This is a genomic window from Pseudoalteromonas sp. 31A1 (assembly GCF_011378815.1).
Taxonomy (GTDB): domain Bacteria; phylum Pseudomonadota; class Gammaproteobacteria; order Enterobacterales; family Alteromonadaceae; genus Pseudoalteromonas; species Pseudoalteromonas arctica.
Window position 1 is genome coordinate 1 of sequence record NZ_WTKY01000020.1, and the last position, 23,913, is coordinate 23,913.

Annotated in this window: 17 protein-coding genes and 1 pseudogene; 14 read left to right on the plus strand and 4 right to left on the minus strand. The window is 38.6% G+C overall.

The genetic code is table 11. The annotated features are described in order from the left end of the window. Positions 1-118: 118 nt before the first annotated feature. Together GQR52_RS16290 and GQR52_RS16295 are read right to left on the minus strand one after the other, a co-directional pair. Positions 119-1,585 (minus strand): FMN-binding glutamate synthase family protein, encoded by a 1,467-nt coding sequence (locus tag GQR52_RS16290; protein WP_007579865.1) that lies wholly within the window; start codon positions 1,583-1,585, stop codon positions 119-121. Between the two features lie 112 nt (positions 1,586-1,697). After that, positions 1,698-3,476: a DUF885 domain-containing protein gene (locus GQR52_RS16295; protein ID WP_165729100.1), complete on the minus strand. Its 1,779-nt coding sequence runs from the start codon at positions 3,474-3,476 to the stop codon at positions 1,698-1,700. 357 nt (positions 3,477-3,833) lie between these two features. Between GQR52_RS16295 and GQR52_RS16300 the strand changes: the two genes are divergently transcribed. The 14 genes from GQR52_RS16300 to mdoH all read left to right on the plus strand — a co-directional run bounded on the left by GQR52_RS16300 (position 3,834) and on the right by mdoH (position 20,345). Next, positions 3,834-4,820 carry a GGDEF domain-containing protein gene (locus tag GQR52_RS16300; protein ID WP_165729149.1) on the plus strand — a complete coding sequence of 329 codons (987 nt, stop codon included), beginning with the start codon at positions 3,834-3,836 and terminating at the stop codon, positions 4,818-4,820. An 83-nt stretch (positions 4,821-4,903) separates the two neighbouring features. After that, positions 4,904-5,659, plus strand: coding sequence for a bifunctional demethylmenaquinone methyltransferase/2-methoxy-6-polyprenyl-1,4-benzoquinol methylase UbiE (ubiE, locus tag GQR52_RS16305; protein ID WP_024589468.1), 756 nt, complete (start codon positions 4,904-4,906; stop codon positions 5,657-5,659). Positions 5,660-5,670: 11 nt separating this feature from the next. Then, positions 5,671-6,354 carry an SCP2 sterol-binding domain-containing protein gene (locus GQR52_RS16310; protein WP_165729101.1) on the plus strand — a complete coding sequence of 228 codons (684 nt, stop codon included), beginning with the start codon at positions 5,671-5,673 and terminating at the stop codon, positions 6,352-6,354. 9 nt (positions 6,355-6,363) lie between these two features. Continuing rightward, the gene (gene ubiB, locus GQR52_RS16315; protein WP_165729102.1) at positions 6,364-7,968 is read left to right on the plus strand and encodes a ubiquinone biosynthesis regulatory protein kinase UbiB; all 1,605 of its coding nucleotides are present in this window, start codon (positions 6,364-6,366) and stop codon (positions 7,966-7,968) included. An 80-nt stretch (positions 7,969-8,048) separates the two neighbouring features. Further along, positions 8,049-8,297 (plus strand): Sec-independent protein translocase subunit TatA, encoded by a 249-nt coding sequence (tatA, locus tag GQR52_RS16320; RefSeq protein WP_165729103.1) that lies wholly within the window; start codon positions 8,049-8,051, stop codon positions 8,295-8,297. 5 nt (positions 8,298-8,302) lie between these two features. Beyond that, the gene (gene tatB / locus GQR52_RS16325; RefSeq protein ID WP_165729104.1) at positions 8,303-8,635 is read left to right on the plus strand and encodes a Sec-independent protein translocase protein TatB; all 333 of its coding nucleotides are present in this window, start codon (positions 8,303-8,305) and stop codon (positions 8,633-8,635) included. 48 nt (positions 8,636-8,683) lie between these two features. Then, on the plus strand, positions 8,684-9,424 hold the full coding sequence (gene tatC, locus GQR52_RS16330; RefSeq protein WP_165729105.1) for a twin-arginine translocase subunit TatC: 741 nt from the start codon (positions 8,684-8,686) through the stop codon (positions 9,422-9,424). Position 9,425: 1 nt separating this feature from the next. Beyond that, entirely contained in the window at positions 9,426-9,941 is a 516-nt protein-coding gene (locus GQR52_RS16335) for a hypothetical protein (protein ID WP_024593820.1), read from the plus strand. After that, positions 9,941-10,726 carry a TatD family hydrolase gene (locus GQR52_RS16340; RefSeq protein WP_165729106.1) on the plus strand — a complete coding sequence of 262 codons (786 nt, stop codon included), beginning with the start codon at positions 9,941-9,943 and terminating at the stop codon, positions 10,724-10,726. Before GQR52_RS16335 ends, GQR52_RS16340 begins: the two co-directional genes overlap by 1 nt. Beyond that, the gene (locus GQR52_RS16345; protein WP_165729107.1) at positions 10,726-12,579 is read left to right on the plus strand and encodes a diguanylate cyclase; all 1,854 of its coding nucleotides are present in this window, start codon (positions 10,726-10,728) and stop codon (positions 12,577-12,579) included. The genes GQR52_RS16340 and GQR52_RS16345 overlap by 1 nt, the downstream gene beginning before the upstream one ends. A 12-nt stretch (positions 12,580-12,591) precedes the next feature. Then, positions 12,592-13,602: a porphobilinogen synthase gene (gene hemB, locus GQR52_RS16350; protein ID WP_165729108.1), complete on the plus strand. Its 1,011-nt coding sequence runs from the start codon at positions 12,592-12,594 to the stop codon at positions 13,600-13,602. 128 nt (positions 13,603-13,730) lie between these two features. Then, on the plus strand, positions 13,731-16,463 hold the full coding sequence (locus tag GQR52_RS16355; RefSeq protein ID WP_165729109.1) for an ExeM/NucH family extracellular endonuclease: 2,733 nt from the start codon (positions 13,731-13,733) through the stop codon (positions 16,461-16,463). A 329-nt stretch (positions 16,464-16,792) separates the two neighbouring features. Further along, positions 16,793-18,412 (plus strand): glucan biosynthesis protein G, encoded by a 1,620-nt coding sequence (locus tag GQR52_RS16360; protein WP_101216230.1) that lies wholly within the window; start codon positions 16,793-16,795, stop codon positions 18,410-18,412. Next, positions 18,384-20,345, plus strand: a complete 1,962-nt coding sequence (gene mdoH / locus GQR52_RS16365; protein WP_024593824.1) for a glucans biosynthesis glucosyltransferase MdoH — start codon at positions 18,384-18,386, stop codon at positions 20,343-20,345. Before GQR52_RS16360 ends, mdoH begins: the two co-directional genes overlap by 29 nt. A gap of 846 nt (positions 20,346-21,191) precedes the next feature. Here mdoH and fusA read toward each other — a convergent pair. Together fusA and GQR52_RS20570 are read right to left on the minus strand one after the other, a co-directional pair. Beyond that, on the minus strand, positions 21,192-23,276 hold the full coding sequence (gene fusA, locus GQR52_RS16370) for an elongation factor G (protein WP_024593825.1): 2,085 nt from the start codon (positions 23,274-23,276) through the stop codon (positions 21,192-21,194). Positions 23,277-23,482: 206 nt separating this feature from the next. Further along, positions 23,483-23,634 (minus strand): annotated as a pseudogene (locus GQR52_RS20570) (two-component system response regulator); the annotation flags it as partial. Positions 23,635-23,913: the final 279 nt, after the last annotated feature.

Here is a 23,913-nt window from a genome sequence, read left to right on the forward strand (position 1 = left end):
AGATTTGAAGATCTGATCATGACATTGAGATTTAGTTCAAAAAAATCCCCGCTAATTTCTTAGCAGGGATTTGTGTATAAGAGACAGCTATTAGCGCCTTTTTTAGTTAGTTAAAAACTTACTTATAGTTTTCGTAAATTTTATCGAGCGGTTCTGATAAACCACTTTCTTGCACTATACGTACATGTTCACGTTTTAATTCGCGTGCACTAGTCACACCACAAGAATGAGCTATTAGCCCAGCTCCGTAATGAATGTATTTATTATAGTTAGCTACTCGTTGCGCTTTATCAGCTACATTTAAGCCGCGTTGCAAACGCTCGTTATGCGTAGTGATCCCGGTCGGACAGGTATCTTTATTACATTGCATTGCCTGAATACAGCCCAGTGCAAACATATGCCCTCGAGCCGATACAACAAAATCAGCACCGAGCGCTAACGCCCAAGCCACCTTTGAAGGAACAATTAATTTACCAGACGCGATTATTTTAATACGATCTCGCAGTCCATGTTTTTCAAGCATATTAACTACAAGCGGTAAACTTTCGCGCAGTGGTAAACCCACTGAATCCATAAGCGGTTGTGGTGCTGCGCCCGTACCACCATCAGCACTATCTATGGTAATAAAGTCAGGCGCGGACTCTATACCACGGTGGTTTATTTCAGCGAACAACGTTTCTAACCATCCGTAAGCACCAATAACGGCTTTAAACCCTGTAGGTTTACCTGTCGCGTTACGCACAGTGGCAATCATATCGAGAATATCGGCTGGGTTTTTAATTTCAGGATGACCATTGGGGCTAATAGAATCTTGCCCTTCTGGTATGCCCCTAATTTTAGCTATTTCGGCGTTAACTTTGCGCCCTGGTAACATACCGCCTTTACCTGGTTTTGCACCTTGGCTCATTTTAAGTTCAAACATTTTTACTTGTTCATGAGCCGCTATTTCTTTTAGCTTTTCGGTACTTAAATTTCCATGCTCGTCTCGTGCACCATATTTAGCTGTACCAATCTGAAACACTAAATCGGCACCACCTTCTAAGTGATAAGGACTTAACCCCCCTTCACCGGTGTTCATCCAACAACCCGCTAGTTTTGCCCCTTTTGATAAGGCTCGTACAGCTGGCTTTGAAAGCGCACCAAAACTCATACCAGACACATTGAATAACGAGTTGGTCGTGTAAGGTGTTTTACAGTATGGACCCAAAGTAACATTACTCGGGTCGAGCGCTTCTTCGTCTAAAGTAGGAAATGCACAGTTCATAAACATAACCGTACCAGTTACTTCTAAGCTTTGCGTGGAGCCAAATGCAGCCGTACGGTCAACATCTTTTGCTGCACGATAAACCCAACTTCGCTCTGCGCGGTTAAACGGCATTTCTTCTCTATCTTGAGCAAAAAAGTACTGTCTAAAAAACTCACCTTGGCGTTCAAAAAAATATCGAAAGCGACCAATAACAGGGTAATTACGTCTAATTGCATGCTTGGTTTGTGTTACATCTCGAATATAAAAAACGACAACGATTAAAACCAATAACCCTAAAACAACAATAAACATACTTGCAAATACATCAATACTAAACATTATAAAATTACTCACCCAAGGCCCCTTGATGACTGTTTTTAAAATAAAAAAGTGCTATACCACCAAAATGACATAACACTTTTATTTGTTCAAGGCTTTAACTGCCTTATATCTAATTCTGTTGTTTAGCTAACTCTGCTTTTATATATAAACGCACTTGCGTTTCAAGTACCGATAAAGGCACTGAACCATGGCGTAATATTTGATGATGAAATTCACGAATATCAAAGCTTTTTCCTAGCGCTTGCTCTGCTTCAATGCGTAAACGCTTAATAGTAAGCTCACCTATTTTGTACGAAAGCGCCTGTGCAGGCCATGTTATATAACGATCGGTTTCTGTTTTAACGTTATGCAACGAAAGCGCTGTATTTTCGCTCATAAAGTTCATGGCACGCTCGCGACTCCAGCCATACATATGCATACCTGTATCAACAACTAAACGCGCTGCTCGCCACATTTCATACGTTAAACGACCAAAACGGCTATATGGGTCTTGATAAAAGCCTGCCTCTAAACCTAAATACTCAGAGTAAAGCCCCCAACCTTCGCCAAATGCCGAGAGGTAAGCATCACGGCGATAGCTCGGCAGATTTTCAAGCTCTGCATTAAGTGATATCTGTAAATGATGACCTGGCACGGCTTCGTGCAGCGTTAATGCTTCTAAAACATACAAAGGGCGCTTATCTAAAGCGTAAGTATTTACCCAATAATACCCTGCTTCATCATCTCGATTAGAGCCTGAATATCGACCGGTTGTGTATTTAGGTGCAATACTTGCCGGTACAGGTGCTACACCATAAGGTTTGCGCGGTAAGGTATGAAATAATTTAGGCAGTTGTGCATCCATTTTTTTAGCAATATAAGATGCTTCTTTTAAAAGTTGCTCTGGTGTTGTGGCGTAAAATTGTGGATCAGTGCGTAAAAAGTGGATAAATTCGGCAAACGTGCCTTTAAAACCTACCTCTGCTATTACGTTTTCCATTTCACTACGAATTCGCTCAACTTCTTTTAAGCCAAGTTCGTGAATCTCTTTAGGTGTCATATCGGTAGTGGTGTAGTACTTAGCTCTATTTTTATAAAACGCTTCGCCATTAGGTGTATTTGATGTACCAATACTTGTACGTGCACCAGGTCGATATTGCTGCGTAAAAAACGCTAAATAACCTTTATAAGATTTTATAACCTCTTCTTTTATAATATTTTTAGCTTTTTGTTGTAGTGCTTTAAATTCACTTTCACTTAAACCAGCTGTGTTAGTTAAAAATGGTTTATAAAATTCAGACGTAGTTACATCGTCAACAATGTAAGCATTAATTGAATCTTCATAACCTTCTAATACAGCTCTAGGTTGAGTAAGCCCAGTTTCAAGTCCTTTTGTCATCCAATACATGTTTTGCTCAAAAAAGCGTGGAACTTGCGCCAATCGTGCAAGATACACTTGGTAATCTTCCGGGTTTTTATATTGAGAGCTATTTATTATGTACGACAAACCAGAATGAAACCCATATTCAGAGGTGAGCGGCATATAGTGCGCATTAAATACATATTCATCGACACTGTTTTGTACTTGAGCTCGAATAATATCGAAGTTAATTTGATTTTCGTCGCTTAGCTTTTCAATATTAATAATGTCTAATTCAGAAAGTAATCGCGTTTTATTTTTATATTCTTGCGCTAAAAATTCAGGGGATAAATTTGGTAATAAATAACCTTCAACACCACCTACACTATCGTAAGGGTTAATACTTTCTCTATAATCAACAATACTTTGCGCTACTTGAGTAAATTGTTGATCTGAATTTTGCATGGTCATTTGGCATGCACTTAATGAGCACAAAACCGTGATACCAAATAAAGATTGGCGAAGTGGCTTAATTAAAAAATGATTCATTATAATGTAACTTAGCAGTGTTATTAATTTCATAAAGCTATCGTAGGGTAAATAAATAGCAAGTAAATGAGACCAACCTCATAGTAATAATCCCTACTTATACCAAGTGTATTAATACGTTACATACATTAAATGAAGTAAAAACCAGCCTAATTGATGAGAAAAACAGCGATTAAGCTGCTAAAGCAAAATTTAAGTTCCCTAACTATCGTTTTTGCTTTTAAATAGCCCGGATAATGATTACTGTATAAAAAATAATAAAAAGCTCGGACGCATAACCGCCTCATGGAATGAGATATTTTAAAATTTGCACTTATGCGTACTTAGTTGGTATTTAAAATGATGTTCCATGATTCCATGGCTATTGCACAAGAAAAAATGACCAAAGTGTGTGTTTTTTTAGAGCGCTATACGCTCCCACCTACGCCGCTGAATTATCACGTTATTTATGCTTATACCAGTCAAACTAATCTCAAGCTAAATAAAGCTTTAGACCGTGCTATCGCTGTTGAAGACAATATAGATAGCGTTTTAATTGAACAACTACATTCTGAGTTTTTAAATACTGGCCACAAAGCGCAAGTCAACATGATTCAAAATGTTGATGGTGTTATAAACTCACTTTCTCAAAATTCTCAAACTACTGAAAAGCAAATAATTCGCTTTGCGGGTCAAGTGAGCGAATGCGTACATTCGCTAGATGAGAACAACATAGAACAAAGCCGTCAAGCGCTTGAAGTTCTTCATAATCAAACCGCCGAATTACTCAACCAACATAAGCAATTTAAGCAAGAGCTAAGCAAAGCCAAACAACTACACGAAAAAACACAAAAGCAGCTAACTCAACTTCGTAAACAGCATATTATTGATAGCCAAACAGGGCTTTATAAGCGCCATTATTTAACGCAACAAACCCAAGTGTGGACTAATCAACAAAAATCTATTTGCGCAATAGCGATTCAAATAGACAACCTTGATCACTTTACTAAAAATTATGGTGATATTATTGGTGAAGTCATTTTGAGTAAAGTCGCTAAGCAAGTGCAAAAATATGTTTTTCAAAGTGGCTTACCTGGTCGCACAGCAAAAGATCAATTTACTGTTCTCCTCGCCGACATAGACCCAGATACAGCTAATGTTATTGCCGAAAAAGTACGAAATGGGGTCGAAAAGCTACGCTTTGTTAGTTCAAAAACAGGTATCAAGCTACCAAGTATTGGCTTATCACTAGGAATTGCTCAGCATCAACAAGAAGATGATTTTAATCAGTTAGCAAAAAAAGCATCTCATGCGGCTTTTAAAGCACGTTCATTAGGTCAAAGTAGTTACACTGCAGGGCAATAAATTACCTGATAAATCATATTCAAATTGCGCCTACTGTGTACAATAAAGTACACTAACCTCTATTGTCACGATAGAGATTAATCATGAACGAAACCGAACAAAAGACCACGCATTTTGGTTATAAAACAGTAGCCGAGAACGATAAAGCTTCTATGGTTGCTGATGTATTTCACTCAGTAGCTGCAAAATACGATGTAATGAATGATTTAATGTCTTTTGGGGTGCATCGTTTATGGAAACGTCAAACTATTGCAAGCTCAGGTGTTCGTAAAGGCCATCATGTACTCGATTTAGCCGGCGGCACTGGCGACTTAACGGCAAAGTTTAGCCAATTAGTGGGCGAAACGGGTCAAGTTGTTTTGGGTGATATAAACTCATCTATGCTTAAAGTTGGTCGTGAAAAACTTCATAATCTTGGATTAGTGGGCAATATCGACTACGTACAAATGAATGCAGAAATGCTACCGTTCCCAGATAATAGCTTTGATGTGATCACTATTGCCTTTGGCTTACGTAACGTTACCGATAAAGACAAAGCATTACGCTCTATGTACCGTATTTTAAAGCCAGGTGGTCGTTTACTTGTTTTAGAGTTTTCAAAACCAGAGCATGACGTACTTAGTAAAGCTTACGATTTTTACTCATTTAATTTATTGCCTACAATGGGTAAGCTAGTTGCTAACGACAGTGAATCGTATAAGTATTTAGCTGAATCTATTCGTATGCATCCAGATCAAGACACGCTAAAAGCGATGATGGAAGATGCAGGCTTTGAGCAAACAACATACCAAAACCTCACAGGCGGAATTGTTGCGCTGCACCGTGGTTTTAAATATTAAGGCTAGCAGTTATGGCGCTTGAGAAAATAACAAAAAATAATAATGATGCAATGCCATCTGAATTTTTTATGTTACCTAATTTTGTACTTTCGCTTATTGAGCGTGTACTAAATCAAGCACTTAGCCTTGACCCACAATTATCTCAAAAGCTAAGCGCCGTTAAACATCAGCGCTTAGTGGTTGAAGTAAGAGACTGGCAACAAAGCATCCAACTTGTTTATAGCGCTGAGCAATTACACTTATATAGTGCCCAAAGCAATGAAAACGCAGATTGTATGATCAGCGCCGACATAGGTACGCTTTTAGCGCTCAAAAACCCAGCAATGCTTACCCAATTAATTCGCCAAGATAAGCTCGACTTGCAAGGCGACTTAAATATTGCGCAAACTTATAGTAATGCGTTTTCAGGCATTGATATTGATTGGCCTGAGCAGTTTTCTAAATATATTGGCGATACCCCCGCTCAGCAGTTATACCTGCACTTAAAAAAACTAAAACAAAACGGCAGCAAAACCAATACTAAAATAAGTACAATGCTTACAAGTTTATGCCAAGATGAGCTCGCAATTACTATTCATCCATTAGAACTTGAGCAGTTTAAACAAACAAATAGAGAGCTCAAAGGGCAAGTGGCTGCCGTTGAGCAGCGCATAAATGCTTTATTAAACTCTTTTTCATCTCCGAAGCCTCTCTAAGGATTTTTTGTGTCGACTGCACGTTTATATAACATCACCAAAACGTTACTTAGCTATGGGCTAGACGAACTAATTCCAAAACATAAGATCCCTTGGTTTGGTAAAGTAGCTCGCGGCAGTTTATTTTGGCTACGTAATCAACACAAAGAAAAATCTCATGGTTTACGCTTACGTTTAGCACTGCAAGAGCTTGGCCCTGTTTGGATTAAATTTGGTCAAATGCTCTCAACCCGTCGTGATTTACTCCCACATGATATCGCTTTAGAGCTGGCATTTTTACAAGATCAAGTTCAGCCATTTGAAGGTGAGCTAGCCCAAAAAATAATTGAAAAAGCACTCGAAGTTAACGACATAAGCGAATTGTTTAGTGAGTTTTCACAAACACCATTAGCGTCAGCATCAATAGCACAAGTACATACAGCAAAGCTGATTGATGAGCAAAGCATTGAGCAAGATGTCGTAATTAAAGTCATTCGACCAAATATTCACGAGCAAATTAATGCAGACTTGGCGTTAATGGAAAAACTTGCCAAAGTCCTCGCTAAGGTACACAACGAATCAAAACGTCTTCGTCCTGTCGAAGTTGTTAAGGAGTATAAAAAAACGCTTCTTGATGAACTCGATTTAATGCGAGAAGGTGCCAATGGCATACAGCTAAAGCGTAACTTTGAAGGTTCTGAGTCATTGTATATACCTGCAGTGTATAGTGATTACAGCCGCAGTAATGTACTTGTAATGGAGCGTATTTACGGTATACCCGTATCTGATAAAGATGCGCTTATGGCGCAAAACACCAATATGAAGTTATTGGCTGAGCGTGGCGTAGAGGTATTTTTTACGCAGGTGTTTAGGGACAGCTTTTTTCATGCCGATATGCACCCTGGCAATATATTTGTTTCTCGCGAGCATCCTGAAAATCCAATGTATATCGGTATTGATTGCGGTATTGTTGGTACTTTAAGTAAAGAAGACAAACGCTACTTAGCCGAAAACTTCATTGCCTTTTTTAATCGCGATTACCGCCAAGTAGCACAGTTGCATGTTGATTCTGGCTGGGTACCACACGATACCAGTATTGAAGAGTTTGAATTTGCGATTCGCACTGTATGCGAGCCTATATTTAATAAGCCCCTTGCTGAAATTTCATTTGGTCACGTGCTCGTAAATTTATTTAATACCGCACGTCGTTTTAACATGCAGGTACAACCACAGTTAGTCCTACTACAAAAAACCTTATTATACGTTGAGGGATTAGGGCGTCAGCTGTATCCGCAACTCGACTTATGGAAAACAGCCAAACCCTTTTTAGAAGATTGGGTAAAGCAACAAGTCGGCCCGTTATCTATATTGAAACAAATGTATGCTAACTTACCATTTTGGGCTGAAAAAATGCCCGAGCTACCCGATCTAATTTACCAAAATTTAAAGCGTGCACCACACGCTCATCAACCTCAAGAACAAAAGGTATCTCATAAACCTTTAATTTTAGGTTTATTTGGTAGTGCTACAATGATCATGGCAACACTTTGTTATTTACAGTACGATTTAGTAGCTGCAAGTATTGCAATAGGCTTATCTGTTATTAGCTTTATAGCAGCATGGCGCAGCGCATAAACTGAGTGCTATTTACGCTATTTGGCGTATAATTAGTATTTAAAATAGACATTTAACCATTTTATATATTGGAGAAAACCATGGGTTTTGGTGGTATTAGTATTTGGCAATTATTAATTGTTTTGGCAATCATAGTTTTGCTTTTCGGCACAAAAAAGCTACGCGGTATGGGTGGAGACATTGGCGGCGCTGTTAAAGGCTTCAAAAAAGCAATGTCGGATGATCAAGCTAACGAGCAAGAAAAATCAGAGCAAATTCAACAATCAGAAAAAAGCACCGTTGGCGACTCAATCAATACTGAAAAAACCAAAGATAACAATAAGGTTTAATAAGTATGGGTATGTGGGAACTTGTTGTAGTTTTTATTGTTGGCTTAGTGGTACTCGGCCCTGAGCGCTTACCTGTTGCTATTAGAACAGTGAGTAAATGGGTTAAAACCGCTAAGTCGGTTGCCAACTCGGTAAAAGCAGAAGTAAGTGAAGAACTGCGCATTCATGAACTTCACGAAAACCTTAAAAAAGCAGAACAACAAGAACTAAAAGATTTAAGCCCTGAGCTACAAAGCTCATTAACAGAGCTACAAAAAGCGGCTGAGTCAGTTACTCACAGCTACAAGAAACAACAACCGGATACATCAAATAGCCAACAACTTGATGAAAAAAAGTGAAGTTTATCTCTCACTTTGTGGTCAACTTACTACATGGTATAAAAAATAATGGTTGAGGAAGTAAAATCGGGGTTTGTATCTCATTTAATTGAGTTACGTGATCGACTAATAAAAGCACTATTGAGCATTTTATTATTTTTTATCGCACTGTTTTATTTTAAAGATGATATTTACGAACTTATAGCTGCACCATTAGTGGTTCATTTACCTAATGGCGCGACCATGATAGCTATAAATGTGAGTGACCCTTTTATAGTCCCTATGATGCTTACTTTTTTTGTTGCAGCTTTATTATCTACTCCATGGATACTTCATCAAATTTGGGGGTTTATAGCTCCTGGCTTGTACCAAAATGAAAAAAAAATGCTAATACCTATACTAATCTCAAGCGTTGTCTTGTTTTATGGTGGTATCGCTTTTTGTTATTTTGCAGTACTACCAATTATATTAGGTTTTTTTACAAGCACAGGTCCTGAGATGATGACTCTCGCACCCGATATCGCTAGCTATCTAGGGTTCGTATTAAAACTATTTTTTGCATTTGGTGTCGCTTTCGAAATTCCAGTAGCTATTATGCTGCTATGCTGGAGTGGCGCAACAACAACAAAAAGCTTAAAAGAAAAGCGCCCTTATATCGTGGTGGGTGTATTTGTAGTGGCAATGTTTTTAACACCGCCTGATGTTTTATCACAAACATTATTAGCATTTCCGATGCTTCTTTTGTTTGAACTAGGTTTAATTTTAGCAAAATTTTATACCGCCAAACCACAAAAAGAATCTGAGGAATAAAATGAAAAAACAACTACTCTCACTATTGGTTTTATTAAGTGCCCCAACTTTTGCTGCGCAAACTGAATTTAATACTCAGGCCCTGCAAGCATGTAGCTTTATTGAAAATGACTTTAACCGATTACTTTGCTATGACAATACAATTGCTGGTAAATCACTAACAAAGCCAACAATAACAAAAACACTCACTCCACCAACGGCTAACAATGTACCTCAAGCCGTAGCTGCTGCACCAATGCAAGCAAAGGCAAAAACTGACGATTTTGGCTTAGAGCACAAAGAATCACAGGTAGAAAAAGAGACTGAAATTAAAGCTATGGTTACTTCAGTGAAAGAAGCAGCTTATGGCGAGTTAATTATTTCGCTAGATAACGGCCAACAATGGCGTCAAATTGGCTCTGACAGCATGCGTTTAAAAGAAAACGATACAATTGTAATCAGCCGCGGTGCATTCAACTCCTTTTTACTGAAACAAGACGGTAAAAACCGCTCTATTCGCGTTAAACGTACTAAATAATGTCATATACGTTAATTGATGCTGGAGTTAACTTAACTAATCATCAATTTGATGACCAGCATTATGATGTAATTACCCGTGCAAGCGAAGCCGGTGTTAAAAATATGCTTATTATAGGTTGTGACATTGCGAGTAGTCAGCAATCACTTGAACTTGCGATAAAACATCTCCAATATTCTACGGCGGGTGTCCACCCACATGATGCTAAATCGGCGACGAATGAATTAGAAGCACAATTAACTGCACTTGCAAACAATAAGCAAGTCATAGCGATTGGTGAATGCGGCCTTGATTATAACCGTGACTTTTCGCCTCGCGATGTACAGCGTAGTGTTTTTAGACGCCACCTAGCACTTGCCGAAAAATTAGATTTACCTGTTTACTTACATGAACGTGATGCAAGTGACGACATGCTAAGTATTTTAAAAGAGTTTAATATTCGCGGTGTACTCCACTGCTTTACGGGTAACTCAGCAGCTCTAAAGCAATATTTAGATTTAGGTCTGTATATTGGTATAACGGGTTGGGTATGTGATGAAGGGCGTGGTAAAGATTTACAACAACTAGTGCCTAGCATTCCTCTAGATCGATTATTAATAGAAACTGATGCACCATTTTTAATTCCACGAACAGTTAAGCCAAAACCTAAATCGCGTAAAAATGAACCCGCTCTGCTTCCTTATATCTGTCAAACGGTTGCACAACTTTATCAAATAGATGAAGAAGTTGTGGCCCACAAAACTACAGAAAACTTTTACAATGTTTTTGGTTTAAAGAGCTGCTAATGGCGTGCGCAAAAGCATTACTAAGTCTATTGATGCTTCTTTGCACTTTTTGCTCTTTCGCAAGCCCTGTAATAATAAAACATGATTTTAACTCCCAAGACATTAATAACCTGCATTACTCTTTTGAACCAACTTCGCTATTAGATGCACAACAAAGTAGCCATATACAGTGGCAAAAAAACACAGGTAAACCTCTTAACCTAGGTCTTGAGCAGCGTTCTGTATGGATGAAATTTAAAATAAAAAACACGCTTAGTTATGATACCGAACAACTGTTGTCACTAAACAACCCTCTGCTAAACGACGTTCAAGTATATCAGTTACATAACTCGCAATTAATTTCTCACACCCAAATTGGCGATGGATACCCCCTTAATAAGCGTGCGATTAAGAGTGAATCTTTATTAGTTAAACTAATTAGCCCTGCAAATAGCGAAACCATTATTATTATGAGAGTGACGAATAGCTCCGGCTTGCGAGTCCCTTTAACGCTGTGGCAACCAGAAGCTTATTTGGCACATAAAGGTAAACTTAATTTACTCTATGGCTTATTGATTGGTTTTATATTTTCTTTAGGCGTGAGTTGCTTAGTTTTATATAGTTTTTCACGTAAACGTTATTTTGTTTATGCTGGTTTAATTACCCTCACATTAGGTAGCTTATTAGCCTACATTTGTGGCTTTGGCCTGAAATATATTCACCCTAATTTGCCAGTGTTACAGCAAGTTATGATCCCTATATTACTTATGCTTATTGCTTTAATGTTTTTGCCTTTACAAAAGCAAATTTGCCATCCAAAGCCCTCTTTTTTACTAACGGTTCAAAAAGTGATAGTTAATGCATTAGGTGTCTCGTTATTGTTTATTTGGCTATTTCCAACCCATATAGTGACACTATTTTGCTTAACTACTATCCCAATCGTTTTAGGCTTTTATATTGCAACTACACTTATGTGCATACGTTTATCACCTTCTAAACCTAATAAAGCGCTACTGCTCGTATTAGTTTTTTTCTTGGTGGTGATGCTTTATTTTATTGTTGCAGTAATAGGGTTATACGCCTTTGACAGAAGTACATTAGCATTTGTATTTACATGCTTTTTTAGCTGCACATTTTGTCTATGCTACAGTGTAATGAAGTTATTTATTTTGCAACGTGATGAAGAAGTAATTGCTCAGCAAACCTTGATTGCTGAAAATGCAGCTCAAGATACGCTACTTAAAGAGCGCTTAAAGTTACAAGAAAAAACACGCCAAGAACTCGAATCACAAGTCGACGAACGCACCTTTGAATTACAAGTTACACTCAGAGAACTTGAAGAAAAAAACCGCTCACTTGAGTTACTCAATACCGAAGACGCTTTAACCGGAATAAAAAACAGACGCTTTTTTGATAAAAAGCTAATAATGGAGATTCGTCGGTCTCGCCGAGAACAAACGCCGCTTAGTATTGTTATGCTTGATATAGACCGATTCAAAAGCATTAACGATACATACGGACACATAATTGGCGATCAAGTTATTAAAGCTGTATCTGACCTTATAAAAGATCATTTAAAGCGACCACTCGATGAAGTTGCTCGTTATGGCGGTGAAGAGTTTGTGGTGCTATTACCTAATACCCCCAGCGAAGGTGCACAAGACATAGCTGAAAAAATACGAGCAGCTATCTCAGCCAGTACAGTAACGGTTGCCAATAATGATATTCAATTTACAATTAGCGCTGGTGTATACACCAGCATTGCTGATGATGTTAGCAACCCTCAAATTTTTACTGAGTGCGCCGACAAAGCACTTTATTACGCAAAGCAACATGGCCGTAATCAAGTAATCACTTTTCCATTACCACAGTAGGAGCATATTAATATGGCCCAATCAGGATTAGACCTTTTCCCGTATACTCGCATGCGCAGAATGCGCCGCAGCGACTTTTCTCGCCGCTTAATGGCCGAAAACCAACTTAGTGTAAACGATTTAATTTACCCTGTATTTGTACTAGAAGGTAAAAATCGTCGCGAAGTAATTGAATCAATGCCTGGTATTGAACGTCTATCGATAGATTTACTATTACTTGAGGCAAAAGAACTTGTTGAGCTTGGCGTACCTGCCGTTGCTATTTTTCCGGTAACCCCTGCGGACAAAAAATCACTATTTGCCGAAGAAGCATATAATGACGATGGCTTAGTGCAACGCACTGTTCGCGCTTTAAAAGAAGCCTTTCCTGAGTTGGGTGTAATTACTGATGGTGCACTTGATCCATTCACGACGCACGGTCAAGACGGCATTATTGATGACACAGGCTATGTAATAAACGACGTAACCACCGAAATTTTAGTTAAACAAGCACTCTCGCATGCAGAAGCGGGCGCTGATGTAATTGCCCCTTCGGACATGATGGATGGCCGTATTGCTGCAATTCGTGAAGCACTTGAAGCTGATGGGTTTGTGCATACCCGTATTATGGCCTACTCAGCTAAATATGCATCTAGCTACTATGGCCCATTTAGAGACGCAATAGGTTCTGCTGGGAACTTAAAAGGTGCCGATAAAAAAACCTACCAAATGGACCCAGCAAACTCTGATGAAGCAATACGTGAAGTCGCATTAGACTTACAAGAAGGCGCTGATATGGTCATGGTTAAGCCTGGCATGCCTTATTTAGATATTGTACGTCGTGTTAAAGACGAGTTTGGTGTACCTACTTTCGCATATCAGGTAAGTGGCGAGTATGCAATGCACAAAGCAGCTATTGATAACGGTTGGTTAAGTGAGGAAGCTACTATAATGGAGTCTTTACTTGCATTTAAGCGTGCAGGCGCTGATGGAATATTGACCTATTTTGCTAAGCAAGCCGCACAATACCTAGCTAAAAAGTAAGGTTTTTATAAAAAGGCGGTTAAACCGCCTTTTATTTACATTCGTTTACATTTTTGTATTATTTTCGTCATATTTATTCTCTAAACTGGTGTCCCATTTTGGGATTAATACACGGGAATAATAAAAAAATGTTTAAAACAAAAATAACACCACTCGCACTTGTTATAGCAAGTCTCAGTGCACCAGCCTCCGCAGATCTAATCATTTCAGAATACATAGAGGGAAGCAGTAATAATAAAGCAATTGAGCTTTATAATAACTCGTCATCTCCACTAACTCTTGATCAGTACTCACTAAGTTTGTATGTAAATGGCAAAACTACAATTCAATCAACTCTTGATTTGTCTGGTACTTTGGCAGCTAACAGTACCTTTGTTGTTGTTAATTCAAGTTCAAATGATGCACTAAAAGAAAAAGCCGATTTAGAACATGGTGTTGCTAACTTTAATGGTGATGATGCATTAGTCCTAATGCAAGGTAGCACTGTAGTCGATAGCTTTGGCCAGCGCGGTGTAGATCCCGGTTCGTTTTGGTCTGAGGGCGCAGTACAAACACAAAATAAAACACTTCGTAGAAAAGATAGTATTACCGCAGGTAGAACAACACCTGACGCAGAGTTTAACCCAAGTGAAGAATGGGTACAGTTTGACCAAGATGACTTTGATGGCTTAGGTTCACATGCAGGTAATGGTGGAACAACACCTGAACCAATTCCAGAACCAGAACCACTTGAACCACTTGTTTGTGGCGCAGAAAAAGTACTAATTAACGCTATACAAGGCGATAGCTCTGCAAGCCCGCTTGTTGATACTTTAGTAGAATTTGAGGGTATTGTAACCGCAGACTTCCAAGATGATGATCAATTAAAAGGCTTTTTTGTTAGCTCACTTGCTGCTGACATAGATGCAAATCCTCTCACCTCTGAAGGTGTATTTGTTTATTTTGCAGATATTGACGTAAACGTAGGCGACCATGTCCGTGTACAAGGTACTGTAGAAGAATATTTTGATGCAACACAAATCGGCAGTGTTAGCCAAGTTGCCGTATGTGACACTGGTTTAGCTGCAGCAGCTACAAAAATCACTTTACCCTTAGCTGATACAACTGATTTAGAAGCTTTTGAAGGTATGTTAGTTACATTAGAACAACCATTAGTAGTAACTAATAACTTTGGCCTTGGTCGATATGGTGAAGTTGAATTAGCAACAGAACGCTTGTATCAAGGTACCCAAGTTGCATTACCTGGAGATGCAGCTAATGCAGTTGAAACTGAAAATCTACTTAAAAAGATTTTACTAGATGATGGCTCTACAGTACAAAACTTAGACCCTACAGCCTACCCAACTCCAGGTTTATCAGCAGAAAATACATTACGTACTGGCGATACAGTTAATACGGTTACGGGGGCACTTGCTTATAGCTTTAGTCTTTACAGAATCCACCCAACTGTAGCACCTTCGTTTATTGCAACAAATGCACGTGAAAATGCGCCTGAACTTAATGCTGAAGCAGATTTACGTGTAGCTAGCTTTAACGTACTTAATTACTTTAATGGTGATGGCCAAGGCGGAGGGTTCCCTACAGCCCGAGGTGCAGATTCAGAAGCTGAATTTACTCGCCAAGAAGCTAAAATTGTAAGTGCCATTAGCGCTATCCAGGCCGATGTTGTTGGTTTAATGGAAATTGAAAATGATGGTTTTGGCGAATTTAGTGCAATTGCAAGCTTAGTAGATGCATTAAATGACGCTGATAGTGCTAACAACTATGCATTTGTTGATTTTAACGTAGATCAAATTGGTACCGATGCAATTACTACCGCACTTATCTATCGTGCTAACAAAGTAGAAGAAGTAGGTACTGCTGCTATTACGACTGAGGCTCCATTTGATTTTAGTAACCGTGCTCCAATTGCACAAAGCTTTAAATCATTAGAAACTGATGAAGTATTTACTGTTGCTGTGTCACACCTTAAATCTAAAAGCTGTGGTAGTGCTTCTGGAAACAATGCAGATTCAGGTGATGGACAAGGCTGTTGGAATGAAATACGCACAGAAGGTGCTAATGCATTCGCAAATTGGCTTGATAGCAAACCAACCGGTGTTGACGACGAAGATACTATTTTAGTCGGCGATATGAATGCTTACGCAATGGAAGATCCTATACGTGCATTTGCTGATAAAGGCTACAAAAATGTAGTTGCAGAAATTGATGGTGATACGCTTGGTTATTCTTACAGTTTTTCTGGTCGCGCAGGTAGTTTAGATCATGCAGTAGCTACCCAATCACTACTTAGCAAAATTGTCGCAGCAACAGATTGGCACATCAACGCAGATGAACCTATTTCTCTTGATTACAATGTAGAGTTTAAAAGCGAAGGTCAACAATCTAGTTTGTACTCTGAAAGTGCATACCGCGCATCAGATCACGACCCTGTAATTATTGATATTAAATCTGAAATCACTTTAACACCTGAAGAACAAACGCCAGTTATTAAAGCTGATCAAGTTTTTGCAGTCGATGAAAACAGCGCAATTGGAACAATTATCGGCACACTCGATTTTAGTGATCCAAATGCCGATGAATCACCAGTTGTTAAATTTATTACATCAGATAATGACAGCGTTTCTATTAACAATCAGGGGCAGCTAATTGTTGCTGGAGAGATTGATTACGAATTTGAAAATCGTATTACTTTAACAGTGCAAGCTCAGGATAGCGTGGGTAACTTATCTAACGTTGAAAAAGTAGCCGTGAAAGTAAATAACTTACGCTCAGATGATGATAATGATGCAGGTTCATTATTATGGTTATCACTTCTTTTAGCACCACTATCAATAGTGCGTCGATTTAAAAAGAAATAACTAAGTTAAATCTAAACATTTAAAAGCCGCTCTTGCGGCTTTTTTATTTTATACAAATGTAATTCAGACAAGCTTCATTAAACCCCCCGTAATATGTTCAGACGATCTGTGAATCTTCTAGTAATTAATCAGTAACAACTACATACATTTGAGTGAATTTTACACAACAAAACCTCAGTGAATTATGTATGTAAACATTACCTATTGAAAAATATGAACTTTTATTAAGGTTTAAATTTTGCTCTAAGTTATTTAGAAGGTACTTACAAAATAAAATCAATATTTACCCTAAACGTAAAAATAAGTCGTGTTTTTATAAAGGAATGAGAATGAAACAACTAACCCAAAATCTGCCTAAATGGCAAAAGAAGTCAGCACCACTACTGGGTCTACTTATTATTTTTTCGACTTGGGGCAATAGCAACCAAGCGATTGCTGCAACCGTTGATGTAGCAATCCCACAAAGTAGCTTATTTGACGTAATTAGCGCCCGCGCTAAAAAGTTAGCAAGCGAAGAATACGTGGCGCCTAAAAACATTGAGCTTGAAGCACTTAACAATATTGATTATCAAGATTACCGTTCAATTCGATTTAAAAAAGACAAAGCAGTATGGAAAGATGAAGGCCTGTACGAGCTGCAATTATTCCATCCTGGTTTTTTATATAAAACACCTGTGACAATAAATACCGTTGATAGCGACTCTAAACGCAGTCGCTTACCTTTCAGTACTGACTTTTACCAATACGATGGCACTGCTGCACCACTACAAGAAGAAATAGCTAAAAGTGTTGCGGATACTCAACTAGGCCATGCTGGATTTCGCTTACATTACCCGTTAAATACTAACGAGTATAAAGACGAAGTAATGGTATTTCAGGGAGCATCGTATTTTAGAGTTGTTGGCCCTCAGCAAGTTTATGGATTATCAGCTAGAGGCCTTGCCATTGATACTGCAGAAAATTCAGGTGAAGAATTTCCAATGTTCAAAGAGTTTTGGTTAGTTAAACCAAAGGCCGACCAAACACAAATTACCATTTTTGCATTATTAGATAGCCCATCTATATCGGGTGCATACAAGTTTAGTGTTGACCCTACAACTAATATGCTAGTTGATGTTGATATGCAGATATTTGCACGTAAAGATATTAAAAAGCTCGGCGTAGCTCCATTAACGAGTATGTTTTACCACGGTGAAAACAGTACCAAATTTTTTGATGACTATCGCCCTGAAGTTCATGACTCGGATGGCCTATTAACTCAATCTGCTGATGATAAATGGGTATGGCGCCCTCTTAACAACCCTTCACAGCTAAGTGTAACTTCGTTTTCATACAATAATCCAAAAGGTTTTGGGTTAGCTCAACGAGACAGAGATTTTAATAACTATCTGGACACAGAAGCACATTACCACAACCGCCCTAGTCTATGGATTGAACCACAAGGTGAATGGGGAAATGGCCGTGTAGAACTTGTAGAGATACCTACTGACACAGAAACTAACGACAATATCGTCAGTTACTGGGTACCAGAAAAGCCAATGAAAGCCGGTGATTCATTAAAGCTAAGCTACAAAATGACGACCTTTAATGCAGTTTTAACTCAGCACGAGAAAGCGAGAGTACTGCGCACAAGGATCGGTAGCGCCGCTTTACCTGGTGAGGACAACCCTCCACCAAAAAGCCATCGCCAATTTACTGTTGATTTTACTGGGTCAGAAATAAATCAACTCTCTGAACAGTTAAAGCTAGATGCCGACATTCAACTTACAACAGGCGAAGTAACCGACGTGAATGTACAAAAACTGCCTGATTCACGCGGATGGCGTGTAGCCTTTAAAATTGCACCACAGGACGATCAACCCGTTGATATGCGTTTATCGTTAAAACTACGTGATAAAGAAATTAGCGAGGTATGGAGTTATGTTTGGTACCCAAATGACATCAAGTAATAAAGGTAAGGGCACTCCAATGCCATTCAAAACATTAAGAGTTTGGCTATTTGCTATTGCAGCGCTTGGCACATCTGGCTACGGCATATCTATTATGTTTGAGATTTTAAGCTCAAACGGTATGACATTACTTGAGTATGCTCTTTTAGTATTATTCTCAATCACTTTTGCCTGGATTGTAACGGCATTTTGTAGTGGAACAATCGGCTTTGTATTACAGCTATTACGAATTGACCCACTTACGCTAAAGCGTATTAAACCAATTGAGTTTAATAGTGAGGCAATTAACGCCCAAAAAACCGCCGTTGTAATGCCTATTTACAACGAAGACACCCACCGTGTTATCGCGGGCTTTGAAGTAAGTCTGCAATCGTTAAAAGAAACAGGCCAACTTGCAAACTTTGATTTTTACTTATTAAGCGACACGCAAGACCCAGAAATAGCTAAAAACGAGCTAAGTGCATGGCATGCATTGTGTGAACGTTTAGGTGATACGGCTAAAAACGTTTTTTATCGTCGTCGCGAAGATAACAAACACCGTAAAGTAGGTAACCTAACCGACTTTTGTGAGCGCTGGGGCAGCCAGTACGACCATATGATTGTGCTTGATGCAGATAGCGTAATGACCGGGAAATGTATGTTAGAGCTTACTACAAGTATGCTCAACAACCCACAAGCAGGCCTGATCCAAACTATTCCGATCCCTGTTCGTCAAGATACCTTTTTTGGCCGCTTTTTACAGTTTGCGTCAGTGCTATATAGCCCAATGCTTGCTACTGGCTCAGCTTTTTGGCAAACTGATAAAGCCAACTACTGGGGTCATAATGCAATCATTAGAGTTGAAGCATTTATAACGTGCTGTGGCTTGCCAACACTAAAAGGTAATGCACCTTTTGGCGGCGAAATTTTAAGTCATGACTTTGTAGAAGCTTCACTACTTCACAGTGCTGGTTGGGATGTATTGTTGCTATCAGATATTGAAGGTAGCTATGAAGAAGTACCAAGTAACATTCTAGACTACGCTGTACGCGATAGACGCTGGGTGCAAGGTAATATTCAGCACTTAGGTTTACTATCGTCATCCAAATTAAAATTAATGAGTAAGCTACACTTTTTACTCGGTGCCACAGCCTATATTTCATCACTAATTTGGCTCTCAATGCTAGCGCTAAGTACTATTGATGCAGTAACGCGCGCATTAAATAGTGATGTGTACTTTAACCGTGTTTATCAATTATTCCCTACATGGCAAATAGCTAAAACCGATCTGATTGATTCACTCTTGTATTTAACTATTGTTATTTTATTAATGCCTAAACTAATGGGCATAATAGTCACCTTAATACATAGAAACAAACGCTTTGGTGGTTCAATTAAGCTCATACTAGGCTCAATCATTGAAACCGTATTTGCTATTATTGTTGCCCCATTAATGATGGTATTTCATGCTTACTTTGTACTTTGTGTGTTTTTAGGTAAAAAAGTGAAGTGGGATGCACAACCGCGCGAAGGTCGTATGGTTCCGTGGAAAGAGGCGTTTGGTTATACGTTATTCTCAACTATTGTGGCTATTGCATGGGGTTGTACGGCTTACTACTTCACACCAGTATTCTTTTGGTGGTTATCACCTATATTGCTGGGCTTAGTATTAGGCGCTCCGATTATCCGTTATACCAGTAGCATTAAACTCGGTGTACAACTAAGAAAGTTAGGTATATTTATTTGCCCTAGTGAAGTTGATAACGACTCAACTCTAGAAGCACTTAAAATACATCTAAAAGAAATTTCGGTACCAAAGGAAGGTGCTTATCCACAAACAATACCGGCACTACCACAAGAGCAGTTGGTAACAATGCCTATCCAGTCTTTTAAGAAGCCACGCAGGCTAAAGATGAAAGCGCTAAAAGCTAAGGCTATAAAAAAGTTTAATTAGCGCGTTATAAAACAAAAAAGGAGCGATTAATCGCTCCTTTTTACTATCTAAATTAAAGATCAAGCATTGCATTTATCGCTAATATTTTCAATTTTGTTAGCTAACTTATTGCAGTACATTTTAGAAATAGCTGATTGCGTTTCATCATCAAGTTGCCAGTTATAAAAATGGAACGTTTTACCATTATCTAACTCCACCTTAAAAATGGTGAAAAGAAAAAACGAACTAAATGATACGCAACTAATTTCCTCGCTATTGATATAACGCTTTGTGCATAAACGCGTATAACAAATGCCTGCTTTATAACAATGTAAAAAACGAAGATGAAGAATATTAAAAGTAGTAATAATCAGTAGAGCTGGCATTACAGTGAGAAAAACAATTTTTAGGTTCACAGAAAATATAATATGAATTAAAAATATTAAGCTGAATGCTAAAACGCATTTTGTAAATTGTAGCCACCAGTTTGGTGCTAATTTAATAGATTTCATGATTGTTACGTCTTATATAGAATTAATAGCAAACGTCTCTGCTGCGGAGACTTCCTTATCTGACTTTAGAGCTCTAGTCTAAAAGTGCTAGTATTCTACATTACGTATATAGATGCATCAACAGAAGTTCTTAAAATTCATACAGTTACATTTACTTTACAATTAACCTCTTATAAACCAACCAATTAAGTAATTGAGGTAAATAAATTGCTTTCTAGTACCTTTTTATTAATTAGTAACATAGGACTAATTAATAATAAAAAGTAGTTATAAACAACTAAAAAAATAAAACCAAATTATAGGCAATAAAAAACCCGCAACATGTGCGGGTTTTTTTAAAGAGTTAAAGAGCTAATTACTTAGCAGCTTTTTTCTCTTTTTCTGCAGCGATTACTGTATCAGCAACGTTTTGCGGACATGCAGCGTAGTGTGAGAACTCCATAGAGAACTGACCACGACCAGATGTCATTGTACGTAGTGTACCGATGTAACCGAACATTTCTGATAACGGTACGTCAGCTTTAATACGGCTGCCTGTTAAACCAGCTTCTTGGTCTTTCATCATACCACGACGACGGTTAAGGTCACCGATTACGTCACCAACGTGATCTTCTGGAGTGAACACGTCAACATTCATGATTGGCTCAAGAAGTTGTGCGCCCGCTTTAGGGATCGATTGACGGAAAGCGCCTTTAGCAGCGATTTCGAACGCGATTGCAGATGAATCCACGGCATGGAAACCACCGTCGAAAAGTTCAATTTCAACGTCAAGTACAGGGAAGCCAGCTAGAACACCAGTACCCATCATTGACTTGAAGCCTTTCTCAACTGCAGGCCAGAATTCTTTAGGTACGTTACCACCAACAACTGATGATTTAAACGTGAAACCTGAAGCAACTTCGCCTGGCTTGATGCGGTAGTCGATTTTACCGAACTGACCAGAACCACCAGATTGTTTCTTATGCGTGTAGCTATCTTCAATTTCTTTAGTGATAGTTTCACGGTAAGCAACTTGTGGTTGACCAACAATAAGGTCTACGCCGTAAGTACGCTTAAGAATATCTACTTTGATATCTAAGTGAAGCTCACCCATACCTTTAAGGATAGTCTCGCCTGAATCTTCATCAGTCTCAACTTGGAAAGATGGATCTTCTGCAACCATTTTACCGATAGCAACACCCATTTTCTCATTACCGCCTTTATCTTTAGGCTGTACAGCAATCGAGATTACTGGAGTTGGGAATACCATTGGCTCAAGTGTTACTGGGTGCTTAGGATCACATAATGTGTGACCAGTTTGCACGTTTTTCATGCCTACGATAGCAATGATGTCACCAGCTTGTGCGCTAGTTAATTCGTTACGATCATCTGCTTGCATCTCAACCATACGGCCAACACGCTCAGTTTTACCAGTAAACGAGTTAAGGATAGTGTCACCCTTGTTTAGTTTACCTGAGTAAATACGTACGAATGTTAATGCACCAAAACGGTCATCCATTATTTTGAATGCTAACGCTTTGAAAGGCTCGTCAGTAGATACTACTGCGAACTCGCCATTTTCGTTACCTTCTTCATCCATAAGAGGTTGAGGATCAACTTCTGTAGGACATGGTAAGTAATCAACAACAGCGTCAAGAATAAGCTGCATACCTTTGTTCTTAAACGCAGAACCACAGTATGTTGGGAAGAAAGCAAGGTCACGAGTACCTTTACGGATACAACGTTTGATGTCTTCTAAAGAAGGTGCTTCACCTTCCATGTAAGCTTCAAGTAGTGCATCGTCTTGCTCAAGGGCAGTTTCAACAAGCATTTCATAATACTCGTCAGTTTTATCTACCATGTCTGCAGGAACGTCTGTGATTTCGTAGTTTTCAGGAAGACCAGTGTCATCCCAAACGTATGCTTTTTTAGTTAAAACATCTACAACACCAACAAACTCATCTTCAATACCAATTGGTAAAGTCATGATTAGTGGAGTTGCGCCAAGTACTTTACGTACTTGCTCAGTTACACGGTAAAAATCAGCACCCATACGGTCTAATTTATTTACGAAGATAATACGTGCAACTTCTGAATCATTAGCATAACGCCAGTTAGTTTCTGATTGTGGTTCAACACCACCAGAACCACAGAACACACCGATGCCGCCATCTAGTACTTTAAGTGAACGGTAAACTTCAACTGTGAAGTCAACGTGTCCAGGAGTATCGATAACGTTAAAGCGGTGATCTTTCCAGAAACAGCTTACAGCCGCAGACTGAATAGTAATACCGCGCTCAGCTTCTTGTTCCATGAAGTCAGTAGTAGATTCACCATCATGAACCTCACCAGTTTTATGGATTTGACCAGTAAGCTTTAGGATACGCTCAGTAGTCGTGGTCTTACCCGCATCAACGTGCGCGAAAATACCAATGTTTCTGTACTTCGATAAATCTGCCATTAATTTTGCTCTTAATAAAGTCGATAAATTATTCCGCAGGAGTATAACATCACTTAAAGCGAACATCACCATACAAGCCGCTTAAAATGCAATCAATTCAACATATTTTTTTTATCGTCAGTATCTATTAAATATCAAACATAACAAAAAAAACGTAAGGCATTGAAATAGATGGAATTTAACATTTAAGTCTTAGGTACAAAAAGTTACTTCGCTATTTTATAGCAACGTTCAGGGCGGCCAATACTGCCATAACTTTGATCCGCTGTTAACTTACTGATTCAAGCAAATACTCCGAGTAACGGCGTGCTGTAGAGCGACTAACACCGACCAAGTCACCCATTTGCTGAGCGGTAAATGCGGTGGTTGCGTGCTTTATAAAAGCATAGTGTATTTTGCAAAGTAAAATGTGTGCCGAGCAATAAGACAAATAGCAAAGCTATTTTTAGAGATAATTAAATACCTTTATGCTTTCATTGTATTTATAACCTATGCATATAAATAATAAGCTAAATTGAGCTGAACTTATTCATTATCATAATTATAGATATAAATATGTGGATGGATTCAATTAACATCTCATTGTCAAAAAAGCCTGAATTTGGTACATTATTCCTTCAATAGTATTTATAAAAAC